This window comes from Aliidongia dinghuensis (assembly GCF_014643535.1).
In the GTDB taxonomy this organism is placed as follows: Bacteria; Pseudomonadota; Alphaproteobacteria; order ATCC43930; family CGMCC-115725; genus Aliidongia; species Aliidongia dinghuensis.
Window position 1 is genome coordinate 190,926 of sequence record NZ_BMJQ01000002.1, and the last position, 11,310, is coordinate 202,235.

Sequence of the window (11,310 nt, forward strand, 5' to 3'; positions counted from 1 at the left end):
TCGCTATTGCGCCTGCACGAGCGACTTGACCGAGCCGCTCAGGAGCGAGCCGGCGCGGCCGAAGCACGCGGTCTCGATCGCGCAGTCGAACGCGGTCGCGATCATCCGTTCGTGACTCTTCGGATCGTCGGCGCGCATTGCCCGGTCGAGAGCTGCCCGTTGCCGCTCTATGCGATCGATCTGCGCGAATAGCACGTCGCCGAACGGTGGCTGCTGAACCGCCGTTGCCTGCGTTTGGGTGGCCTGCATTTGGGGGGTCTGGACCGAGGTCCCTTGAGCCTGGAGCACCCGTTGCTGCGCCAGCGCGTGATCGAACTCGGCGCCGGTCTGGGCCCGGATGCTGATCTCGGCGGTGGGCGCCGCCGCAATGGGGGTGCCGCTCACAGGTCGCCGCCCGAAAAGGCATCGCCCAGGATGTCGTTGAGCTGGTTCAGCATCAGCGGCTCCATCACGGCGGCGAAGTCCGTCACGAACATGCTCATCAGGCCGGGATCGATCGGCGTCTGCGCCGCGGCCTGGCTGGTGCGGGCATGATCGAGCGCCGTGTGGAAATCCTGGGTGGTCGTGGGCGTGGTGGTATTAACGCTGGTCGGGCCGACAGTCGGCGTGATCATGGCTTGTTCCTTCTCATTGTGCCCGGGAGGCTTCGTTCACGAGGCAGTGCCGCCACGAATGACGCGCACCTCGGGCGGATGTTCGGCGGCAAGGGCGGTGATCGTCTGCTCGACGAAATCGACATAGTCGGGTGGGCCGCTCACCGTGACGAGCCGCGCTGCCTCGCTCGCGTGGAGTGTCAACCGCAGGTCGCTGGTGCCGAGCTGTGAGAGCGCCTGCTGCAGGCGCGATGCGGCGACGCCGTTCAGCGCCAGGATCTTGGAGCCGATCTCGCCGGCGGTGGCGATATGGAGGGCGGCACCGTCCAGGTACCAGACGAGGTCATACTTGGCGGCGAGCGCGTCGAGGAACGCGCCGGCCGTCCCGGCCGCCGCCATGTTGCGGACGCGGCCGCGCACCGCGTCGCTCATCTCGACGGCCAGCCCCAGGTTGCGGCCGAATTCGCTCAGGGTCTGACGCAGGTCCTGGTCGACCACGGCGTAATTGAAGGGAGCAGCTTGCCAGGCCGCGGCCGGGTCGGCCGCGGCTGCCGCCGCGAGGGCGAGGCCCAGGAAGCCAACGCCCAGGCCGAGGCTCACGGCCTTGAGCCGCCAGCCGCGCTTCCAGGACCTTTCCGCCAGCGTGAAGGGATCCATCGCCACCCTCCTTGAGCCGGAGCGCGCATTCCGCGCCCGAGTTGCAGAAGGATGTGGTTCTGATTTGAACGTATCAAATAAAAACTATTTATACGCCATAACGAAACTTAAAAATGACTTCATGATCTCTCCAAAAAATTAATTTTCCGTTATTGATTGATTTTATGGCCTCGGTCTTTGTGTTGACCGGTTGGAACGTATGCTGATCATGGGGGTGTCGGAAAACGAGATTACTCGTCTTTTCCTGGCGGTCGATGAGGCCACAGCGGCCGAACCGATCGTCAAAACGATCACCAGTCGAAGCCCTACGATGGGAGTGGATGAAAGATGACCCAAGTGTCCCCGACCAGCTCCAACAGCAACCAGGACGCCATCAACGAGATGACGGAAGCCTTCAACCAAGCGATCAAGGAGTCGGCCAAGATCACCGCGATCACGACCACGAAGAAGGTCGAGCTCGACGCCGCCTCGCAGCGGCCGCAGCAGGGCTGATCCGCGGGCGGTTAATCCCTGGGCGGTTGATCCCCGGGGGGTTGAACCAAAAGGGGGTTGATCCAGAGGGCAGGCAGGATCGCGGCTCTCCTGCCTGCCCGATCATCTGCCGTCATCGGCGACGGCGTCGCCGCCGAGCGACGAGCTGCGGCATGAGGAGGCCTTGAGCCATGGAGCAATCGCGAGATTTTACCGTGTCCGTGCTGACCGGTACCCATGCGGGCGCCAGGCTCTCGCTGCCGCCGGGCCTCTACCGGGTCGGCTGCGATCCCGCGGCAGACATCCTCCTGGATGATCCGGACGTGGCGCCGTTCCATGTCACGCTCGAACTCACGGAAGAGGGCGCCGTCCTCGACGATCGCGCGCCCGGTCTCCTCATCGGATCGCGGCCCTGCGTGGGGAGCGACCCGCTCCAGGCGGCATTGCCGCTCGAACTCGCCATGGGCGACGTACAGCTGCGTGTCGAGGGGCCGCCGCCGCCCGCGGCCGATATGGTGGCAGATGCGGTGCCATCGGTACCGGGGATGCGCACGTTCGGCGTGCGCGGCCGGGCGTTCGGCGTAGCCTTGTGCTGCGCAATCGGCCTCGCGGTCATTCTCTATGAAATCGGCGGCAACGGCATGGCGATCGCCGGCGCGTTCGGCGTCCGCCCGGCACCCGCCGTCGCGGCGAGCAACGCCATGCCGGCGCCGGAGGCCACGGCCGCCACCGAGCTTCAGCATCTGCTTGACGCGAAAGATCTGCACATGCTGTCGGTCGAAAGCGCGCCGGGCACCATCATCGTCCGCGGTGCGCTGTCGGATGCGGAGCGGCCGGCCTGGCAGGCGATCGAGCGCACGTTCGACGCGACATACGGCGGCCATATCCTGCTGCGCGCCGAACTCGGCGCCGACCGGATCGCGCGACCGGCGATCGAGGTGCAGGCGGTGTGGGCCGGGCCGTCGCCGTATGTCATCGATCCCGACGGCAACCGTCTGGGCGAGGGCGCTGTGACCCCTGACGGCTGGCAGATCGTGCAGATCTTGCCGGACCGGGTGATCCTGCGCCGGGGCGCGCAATCGGTGGCGCTGACGCTGTGAGCGCTGTGACCCGACGGCGGAGCGGTGCATGACAGTCGATTCCTTCTCGTCGATCGGCAGCCCTGCAATTCGTGGCGGGCGGGGCGTCGCAGCACTCGCCGCGAAACTGGGGCTGCGCGGCGATCTTGCGATCGTGACGCTCGTCGTGATCGCGATTGCGATCATGATCCTGCCCCTGCCGCAGCCGCTGATCGACACGCTGATCGCGTGGAATATCGGTGCCTCGGCGCTCGTGCTGATGGTTTCGCTCTATCTCGACCGACCGACGAAATTCTCGACCCTGCCGGCGACCATCCTGATCGCGACGCTGCTCCGGCTTGCGACCGAGGTGGCGGTGACACGGCTCGTTCTGGTCGAGGCCGACGCCGGCAACATCGTCCGCGCTTTCGGCGAGTTCGTCGTCGCCGGTAACGTGGTGGTCGGGCTCGCGACCTTCCTCATCATCACGGTGGTCCAGTTCATCGTCATCACCAAGGGCTCGGAACGCGTGGCGGAAGTTGCCGCCCGCTTCTCGCTCGATGCCCTGCCGGGCAAGCAGATGAGCATCGACAGCGACCTGCGCGCCGGCGACATCAGCCAGGACGAGGCGCGCCGCCAGCGCCATCTCCTCTCCCAGGAAAGCCAGCTGTTCGGCGCCATGGACGGCGCCATGAAATTCGTCAAGGGCGACGCGATTGCCGGCCTCGTCATCGTGGTCATCAACCTGATCGGCGGCATCGCGGTCGGCTGCCTGCAGCATCACATGCCGATCGGCGAGGCGATCCAGACCTATTCGCTGCTGACGGTCGGCGACGGGCTGGTGGCGCAGATCCCGGCGCTGCTCATCTCGTTCGCCGCCGGCACGGTGGTGACGCGGGTCGCGGCCGAACAGCCGCGCGACCTCGGCACCGACATCGTGCGGCAAGTCGTGCGCGAGCCGCGCGCGCTGATCGTGACCGCGACGGTGCTGGTGCTGCTGAGCGCGGTGCCAGGCTTCCCGACGGCGATCTTCCTGCTGCTCGCCGCTGGAGCTGGTGCCGGCGCCCTGTCGCTCCGCCGTCGCCAGGCACTCGCGACTGAACGGTCGGCCGAGGCCGAACCGGCGACCCCGGTGCCCGAACTCGAGGCGCCGCCCAGCGAAGGGCCGGTGCTGATGGCGCTCTCGCCGGATCTCGCGGTGCGGCTCGATCTCGCCCTCCTGGGCCGGCGGCTCGCCGAGCGGCAGGCGGCCCTGGCCGAGCGCTTCGGCATCGAGCTGCCGCGGCCGGCTGTCCGGCCGGACCCAAGTCTGAACGGCACCGCCTTCCGCCTCGACATTGATGATGTGCCGGCGGCCGGCGGCACATTGGACCAAACCGACGAGGGCTTGGAGACGCTGCCCTCGGCGATGGCGCGGGCGATCACCGGCGCGCTCGAGCATTTCATGGGCGTGCAGGAAGCCCGTCGGCTGCTCAACGCGGCCGAGGCCGACTATGGCGACCTGGTGCAGGAGGTGCAGCGGGTCGCGTCGATCGCGACGATTGCCGACGTATTCCGTCGCCTGCTCGACGAGGGCGTGGCGCTCCGCCCGCTCAAGCTGATCCTGGGCGCGCTCGTCGAGGCCGGCACGCGGGACCAGGAGGCGGGCCTGCTCGTCGAGCGCGCCCGGGCGGCGCTGCGCCGACAGATCTGCCACGCCCATGCCGATGCCAAGGGCGTGCTCCGAGTCATCATTCTGGAACGCGAGGCGGAGGACCTGGTGCGCACCTCGATCCGGCAGACTTCCGCGGGCCCGAGCCTGCGCCTCACCGACGAGGCGCTGACGGCGCTCGTCGACGGGGTGCGCGGTCATCTCGAGGCGGCACCCGACGACGGGCCGCGGCCGGTGCTGCTCGCGTCGTTCGACATCCGGCGCCTGCTGCGCGGCCTGCTGGTCCGGCAGGAACTGCCGCTCGCGGTGCTGTCGTATCAGGAGCTGTCGCGCGACGTCTCCGTCCGCTCGCTGGGCTTCGTCAATTGCGGCGGCGTCGCCGTGCCGCCGGGCGGCCTGCATCTGATCGAGACCGGCGAGAGCGCCAATGCCGCGGAATAGCGGGCGGGGTATTTGGCACCGCTTGTGCCTGGCTGCGCTCGTGCTGTCGGTCGCCCTGGTGCCCTGCACCGGCGTCGCTCAGGATGCGCCGAACGCGGATGCCCGCTCGAAGGTCGACCTCGGTACCCGCGTCGACCGGTCGGTCCAGCTCACGCTCGGCAAGGGGCGGGCGTTCCGCTTCGAGGAGCCGGTCGATACGGCTTTGGTTGGCGACCCGAAGATCGCCGACGTCCATGTCATCTCGCCCCGGCTCATCTATGTGTTCGCCAACGGCGTGGGCTCGACCAATCTCGTCGCGATCGGCGCCGGCGACCGGCAGATCGCGGCCATCGACCTGCGCGTGACGCGCGATCCGGGCTCGGCCGAAAGCACGCTCCAGACCCTGCATCCGAATTCGGCCGTGACGCTCGCCTTCGCCGGCGACCGGCTCGTCGTGCGCGGCGAGGCCCAGGATGTCGGCGGCGCGATGGACGCGGCCATCGCCGCGCGCAGCGGCGTGCCCGACGACAAGGACGTCGTCGATCGCGCGACCATCGACAAGGCGACGCAGATCAACCTGCGCGTCCGCTTTGCCGAGGTCTCACGCACCAGCATCCGCAATCTGGGCGTCAATTGGCAGGCGCTGCTGCGGCCGGGCGCGTTCACGCTGGGCCTGACCTCCGGCTCGTTCCTGCAGGGTGGCGTCGATACGTCGAGCACGTTCGGCACGATCACCGGCGGCCTCGTCACCAGCCGCGCCAATGTCGACGTGCTGCTCGACGCGCTCCAGCGTGAGCAGGCCTTGACCATGCTGGCCGAGCCGAACCTGACGACGGTGAGCGGCCAGACTGCGAGCTTTCTCGCCGGCGGCGAGGTGCCGATCCCGGTGCCGCAGTCCGACCGGACGATCACGCTCGACTACAAGCAGTTCGGCGTCTCGCTCGCCTTCACGCCGACCGTGCTCGAGCACGACCGCATCGGCATCAGGGTCAAGCCCGAGGTCAGCACCATCGTGCAGAACAGCCCGATCGTGCTGAACGGCGTCTCGGCGCCGACCTTTTCCGTGAGGCGGGCCGAGACGACGGTCGAGCTCGCGAGCGGCGACACGTTCGCGATCGCCGGCCTCCTGCAGCACAACATCAGCGACGATCTCGACAAGCTGCCGGGTTTGGGCGCGCTGCCGGTGCTAGGCCCGCTGTTCCGCTCGTCCAAGTACGAGCGTGACGAGAGCGAGCTCGTCATCCTGATCACCCCCTACCTGGTGAAGCCGAGCCCCGACCGGTCCTTGACCGCGCCGACCGACCGCATCGGCGCCGACACCGCGTCCGGCCCGGCCGCCATCGGGCTCGCCGGCTTCATCATCGATTGAGCGAAGGCCCGGCATCATGAAGGGCAGGGCATCATGAAGGACAGGGCACCATGAAGCGACCAGCCCCCGGGCATCTGAGCGGGCTCCTCGGCCTCCCCCTCCTGCTCGCACTTACCGCCTGCCTGCCGGAGCGGGAGGCGCCGCCGCCGGACGGGTTCGAGATCCAGGCGGTCGAGCTCGAGCATGCCGTGGCACTGGCGCCGGGCGAGACGGCGCTGGCTCCGGCGGAGCGGACGGCGCTCGCCGATTTCCTGGCACGGAACGGCGGGGCGGGGACAACGGTGCGGGTCGATGCGGAGGGGCCGTCGGCGGCCGACGCCCAGGCCGTCGTGCTCGGAGCCCTGCGCGGCATGGCGATCGGCAGCACGGCCGGCCATCTTGCCCCGGGTGCCGAGACGCGCGTACGGGTGGCGGTCGTGCGCCAGGCCTATCTGCCGCGCGCCTGCCGGGCCGACGCCGAGGCTGCCGTCGAGGGCGGGCGGCCGCTCGGCTGCAGCAACGCACTCAATCTGGCGCGCATGGTCGACGCCCCGGCCGACCTCACCGCCGGCCGGCCGCTCGGGCCGGCGCCGGCCGGGCCGGTCGCGCGGGCAGCGCTGCGCTATCTCGAGCAGGGCGGCGAGGCGACCTTGTCGGAGGCCACGTCCGACACGAAAGCGTCCAGTGTGAGCAGCACGGCCGCGCCAAGCCCGTCGCCGTAGCGTCTTGTGGTCGCCAAGATCTGACGCAAGTTACCTGACGTTGCTAGACCGGTTCCGAGCCAAGCCCGACATCTGATGGGAAATTCGGCAGAGCTGTAAGCCGACCTAAGAGGATTCCTGGATTTAGCTGTAGCGGCTCGCAATCATCGGAGCCTGGGCGCGAGATTCTGCGTACGGCCGACGGGCCATAATGATAGCCGTCCTCACTCGGCTCTTGGTAATCCGACCCCGCCGGAATATCCCGCCGAAATATCCCGCCGAAATATCCCGCCGGGGCAATGATTTCGCTGCCCCGATCGGGAAGCCAGAAGCTAACGCCTGACTTGGACCACCAAATTCAAGCGCTTCACTGAAGCGTGACGGACCTGACGGGACGGTGATCTGGACGCCGGGCAATATTATCGAGAGCGACGATAGGCATTCCCCCGACCTATTCGCTGCTGTGATCCGCCCCACCCACCTCCTTGATGAAGGCGAGCAGGAGCACGCCGAGCCGAGCCGGCTGCTCCTGTTGGATCCAGTGACCGGCGCCATCGATCAGCTCGATGTCACCCATCCTCGTCGCCGCCTTCGTCCTCATAAAATCGACGGCGCCCGGCGCCGAATAGGTGCCCCAATCGCTCTTCCCACCGATGAAGAGCGACGGGACATCGATCGTCTTGCCCGAAAACAGGCGCAACTCAGCATTTAGGTCAGGATCGGAATAGACGCGATAAGCCTGCAGGGCGCCTTGAAACCCAGTGCGGCCATACTCCGCCGTGTACACTCCAAGTTCCGGCTCGGTGAGCCATTTGCAGGCCAGGACCTCGGCGGCGGAAGGTTGGAATGGAGCGACGGTCTGGGGCATCGTCTTGCCGAGATCCATGACGTAATAGGTAGGCATTTGTGCAAGTTCTATGGCGGTTCGCGCCTTCAACGGATGCGGCTTATTCCCCGGCCAGTCAGCGCTCTTGACGTAGAAAAATGCACGAAGAAACGCGTGTAAGCCTTGAGGGGGGTGCGACATGTCATAGTCCGCCTCCCGTGTGCTCAAGTATTGTTGATAATACTCTCTCGGCGGATCGAGCGCCGCCAGCGCGGCCGCTAACTTTTGATTTTCGGTGTTTGGTTGAACCGACGATGCCTCGCTTTCCGCAATGTTGAACGGAAACGCCGGCGGACCGGGGAACGGTGCGCTCATCAGCACCACCGAGGGAAAGACGTCCGGTCGGGCTAGCGCACAATAGGCCGCCACGGGCGAGCCGAGGTCGTGCCCGACGAGCATTGCCGTACGTCGATACCCCAACGCCGAAACCAATCCGAGCGCGTCGCGCGTCATATTCAAGAGGCTGAAGGGCTCCAGCTGGGCGTCATAGCTGTTCACCCAGCCGGTGGTGCGGCCAAAACCCCGCTGGTCGGGCGCCACGACATGGTACCCGGCGTCAGCCAGGATTGGGATCAGATGTCGCCAGCCATAAGCCAAGTCCGGAAAGCCGTGCAGAAGCAGTGCCAACGGCCGGCCGGGGCTTTCGTAACCGGCCTCGAGAATATGGACATCGAGGCCATTAACCCCATGGATCATGCGCGAGCGGACGCCCTTGGGCAGCGTTCCTTCGCCATATGGCGATGTGGTCAAATCAGTTCCTCCTGTGGGGTTTGCGCGGGCTGGTCGAAGTGAAGCCGCAACCAGGCTGGCCGCACCCGTCGCCAAGATGGCTCGTCGGGATACCGATGGGTGATGAAGGGGCATCGTTGTGCTCCAATAGGGCGATCACCATACTATGGCGATCGCCCTAGTATGGTGATCGCCATAGCGGCGTCAAGCGAAAGCTGTTAGGTTGGCGGCATGACTCGCAAGACCGACGCCCGCGCTCGTGCAATTGAAACCGCCGAGCGACTGTTTCGCATCCAAGGCTATACCGCGACTGGATTGACCCAGATCCTTGAAGAAAGCGGCGCGCCGAAAGGGTCGTTCTACTTTCACTTTCCACGCGGCAAGGCGCAGTTGGCGGAGGAAGCGATCGATCACTACATTGCGACTAGAATTTCTGTATTGCGGAGCATTTCGGCGAATACGGCGGGTAATGCTCTGAATTTCGTGCATCAGCTTTTCGGCACATTCGCAGCCGAAATGGTCGCCTCAGATTTCCAGTATGGATGTCTAATGCAAAATCTGGCGAATGAGCTGCCCGCGCTCGACGCTGAGCTGACCAAACGGGTAGCGCGCGGATTTGCTGATTCGACCGAGATTGTTGCGGAGCATTTTAGAGGGTGCGGTTTCGCACCCGCGCGCGCATCCTCTACCGCAGCCGCATTGGTAGCCGCCCTCGAAGGCGCGCGAACGATCGCCCGCCTGGAACGCACGCCGGCCATATTCGAGGCGCTGGCGGATGTTAGTGTCCGGAGGTGGGCTGCCCCCGAGGGGTGATCCGGGTCCAATGTTCTTGCCCATCTCAGCTAATTCGAGCCGACGGACGAACGTCCGCTATCCCGCGTCACCATCCGAAAGCGGAAGGACCGCCTCCCACTCTAAACCGACATCGAGCTCGGTGTACCAAGTGGTAGATTCCATCCGCTAGCCGCCGACTTCGAAGCCGATCGCCGCCGTCCGATCCTGGGCGGTTTCCTTGGTCTTGAGCGTCTGGATGCGCGCCATCAGCTGCCGGGCGGTGTCCGCCGGCAATCGCCGCTCAGCGAGCCTCTGCGCCTCCTGGTCCTGACCGGCCAGGCTCAGCACCAGCACCGCGTTGCGCAGGTGGCGCGGCTCGGCGAAGGGCGAGGCCGCGACCTCGCGGATGAGTGCCACCGACTGGCCTGCATCGCCGGCGAGGGCCAGCGAGAGCGCCAGGTCGGCCTTCAAGTCCTCGTCGTCCGGCGAGCGGCCGAGGCCCTCGCGATAGGCCGCCTGCGCCTCCGCGTGGCGGCCGGCGAGGTCGAGTGCCACGCCCAGATTACGGCGGGCCCGGAGATCCTCGGGATGGCGCGCGATCACCCGTTGCAGCAGGTCCGCCGCTTCGGTGCTCTTGCCGAGCGCCAGGTCGGCGCTGCCGAGCCCGACCAGGGCTTGTGCGTTCTCCGGCTCGCGCTCGACGACGCGCCGGAACGCGCCACCTGCCTGGTCATAGGCGCCGACCGCCATCAGGGCGTTGCCGTACATCAGCATCGGGCCGGCCGCATTGCCGTCGGCCCCGTTGCTGGCGGCGAGCGCCGCCTGCCGATAGAAGGCGAGGGCGGTCGTCATGTCGCCGCGCGCGGCGGCGTCGTCGGCCATGCGGGCGAGGCTCTCGCCCCGGTCGGCGGTGGCGGACGCAACGGTCGGCGCTTCGGCTCTCGAGCCGCCGTTGCTGCACGCCTGCAGGCCCAGCAGGGCGAGCGCGCAGAGCGTCCCGTGACGGAACACGGCGCCGGTCCTCATGCCTTCATCAGCAACGCTGGCTCGATCGCCGTCCGCGTCGCCCGCGCTTCCCTCAAGAGCCAGTCGCGGACGCGCCGGATATTCTCGTCGCCGCCGGTCAGCGGGGCCGCAGCCAGATAGATCGGCTGCTGGCAGGGCACGCTGTGGTCGAACGGGATGACGAGCCGCCCCTCGGCGATCTCGTCGATGACGAGCGACTGGCGGACGAGCGCCACGCCGACCCGATGCAGCGCGGCGTCGATCAGCAGGGCAGCCTGGCGGAATTCGATGGCGCTCTCCAGCCGCCGGACGTCGAGCCCGGCCCGCTTCAGCCACAGCACCGTATCGGACGGCGCCGCCGGCGCCCGGCCCGCGTCCGTGTGGTCGACGAGCAGCTTGACCCGGTCGAGATCGCGCGGCTCGAACAGCCGGTGCCGGATCTGGAAATCCGGGCGGCAGATTGCGACCAGCTCGTCGTCCAGCATCTTGACAGCGCCCGGCGGCGGTGTGTCGGTGAGCTGGATGGCAAGGTCGGTCTCGCGCAGCGGCGTCGATTCCCGTTCGTTGTCGACGATCAGCGACACCTCGATGTCGGCCAGTTCTTCCATCAGCCGATCGAAGCGCGGGATGAGCCAATGTTGCGCGAAGGCGTCGAACACGGTGAGACGTACGACAGTGGCTGGCCGCCCGGCCCATTCGGCTGCCTCGACCAGGCGGTCGATGACGTCCCGCACGGTTTCGAGATAGCGGGCGCCGGCGGGCGTCAGGCGCACCTGGCCGTTCTCGCGTGTGAACAGGAGGAAGCCCAGATGCTCCTCCAGCCCCTTGACGCGGATGCTGGCGGCCGCCTGGGTGATGCACAATTCCTCGGCGGCGCGACTGACGCTCTGCAACCGGGCAACGGCTTCGAAGGCGACAAGCGATCGGATGGATGGCGGAGACTTGCCCATTGATGGCGCTTCCTCGTTGGCGTCGGGCGACCGCTGCGAGGCGGTGCGCCGCGTCAAATGAGGGTCT

At 67.1% G+C, this 11,310-nt stretch carries 12 protein-coding genes; 6 read left to right on the forward strand and 6 right to left on the reverse strand.

Annotated features, from left to right (window positions below; translation table 11 throughout):
- Window positions 1–3: 3 nt before the first annotated feature.
- The 3 genes from IEY58_RS04315 to IEY58_RS04325 are packed head-to-tail and all read right to left on the reverse strand — an operon-like array spanning window position 4 to window position 1,250.
- Window positions 4–384, reverse strand: coding sequence for a hypothetical protein (locus IEY58_RS04315; protein WP_189042876.1), 381 nt, complete (start codon window positions 382–384; stop codon window positions 4–6).
- Complete coding sequence (locus IEY58_RS04320; protein ID WP_189042878.1) at window positions 381–614, reverse strand: hypothetical protein; 234 nt, start codon at window positions 612–614, stop codon at window positions 381–383. Before IEY58_RS04320 ends, IEY58_RS04315 begins: the two co-directional genes overlap by 4 nt.
- A gap of 36 nt (window positions 615–650) precedes the next feature.
- Entirely contained in the window at window positions 651–1,250 is a 600-nt protein-coding gene (locus IEY58_RS04325) for a secretin N-terminal domain-containing protein (protein WP_189042880.1), read from the reverse strand.
- A 327-nt stretch (window positions 1,251–1,577) separates the two neighbouring features.
- On the opposite strand from IEY58_RS04325, the gene IEY58_RS04330 reads away from it, so the two are divergent.
- The 5 genes from IEY58_RS04330 (at window position 1,578) to IEY58_RS04350 (ending at window position 6,920) form a co-directional block, all read left to right on the forward strand.
- Window positions 1,578–1,742: a hypothetical protein gene (locus tag IEY58_RS04330; RefSeq protein WP_189042882.1), complete on the forward strand. Its 165-nt coding sequence runs from the start codon at window positions 1,578–1,580 to the stop codon at window positions 1,740–1,742.
- 170 nt (window positions 1,743–1,912) lie between these two features.
- Window positions 1,913–2,821, forward strand: a complete 909-nt coding sequence (locus tag IEY58_RS04335; RefSeq protein ID WP_189042883.1) for a SctD/MshK family protein — start codon at window positions 1,913–1,915, stop codon at window positions 2,819–2,821.
- Between the two features lie 28 nt (window positions 2,822–2,849).
- Window positions 2,850–4,871, forward strand: a complete 2,022-nt coding sequence (locus tag IEY58_RS04340; protein ID WP_189042885.1) for an FHIPEP family type III secretion protein — start codon at window positions 2,850–2,852, stop codon at window positions 4,869–4,871.
- Window positions 4,858–6,219, forward strand: a complete 1,362-nt coding sequence (locus IEY58_RS04345; RefSeq protein WP_189042887.1) for a type II and III secretion system protein family protein — start codon at window positions 4,858–4,860, stop codon at window positions 6,217–6,219. Before IEY58_RS04340 ends, IEY58_RS04345 begins: the two co-directional genes overlap by 14 nt.
- A 50-nt stretch (window positions 6,220–6,269) precedes the next feature.
- Complete coding sequence (locus IEY58_RS04350; RefSeq protein ID WP_189042888.1) at window positions 6,270–6,920, forward strand: CpaD family pilus assembly lipoprotein; 651 nt, start codon at window positions 6,270–6,272, stop codon at window positions 6,918–6,920.
- A 430-nt stretch (window positions 6,921–7,350) separates the two neighbouring features.
- Here IEY58_RS04350 and IEY58_RS04355 read toward each other — a convergent pair whose 3' ends face one another.
- Window positions 7,351–8,535, reverse strand: a complete 1,185-nt coding sequence (locus IEY58_RS04355; RefSeq protein WP_229743474.1) for an alpha/beta fold hydrolase — start codon at window positions 8,533–8,535, stop codon at window positions 7,351–7,353.
- Between the two features lie 210 nt (window positions 8,536–8,745).
- Between IEY58_RS04355 and IEY58_RS04360 the strand changes: the two genes are divergently transcribed.
- Window positions 8,746–9,327: a TetR/AcrR family transcriptional regulator gene (locus tag IEY58_RS04360; RefSeq protein ID WP_189042890.1), complete on the forward strand. Its 582-nt coding sequence runs from the start codon at window positions 8,746–8,748 to the stop codon at window positions 9,325–9,327.
- Between the two features lie 147 nt (window positions 9,328–9,474).
- Here IEY58_RS04360 and IEY58_RS04365 read toward each other — a convergent pair whose 3' ends face one another.
- Window positions 9,475–10,314: a tetratricopeptide repeat protein gene (locus IEY58_RS04365; protein WP_189042892.1), complete on the reverse strand. Its 840-nt coding sequence runs from the start codon at window positions 10,312–10,314 to the stop codon at window positions 9,475–9,477.
- Window positions 10,311–11,243 carry a LysR substrate-binding domain-containing protein gene (locus IEY58_RS04370; protein WP_189042894.1) on the reverse strand — a complete coding sequence of 311 codons (933 nt, stop codon included), beginning with the start codon at window positions 11,241–11,243 and terminating at the stop codon, window positions 10,311–10,313. Before IEY58_RS04370 ends, IEY58_RS04365 begins: the two co-directional genes overlap by 4 nt.
- Between the last annotated feature and the right edge of the window lie 67 nt (window positions 11,244–11,310).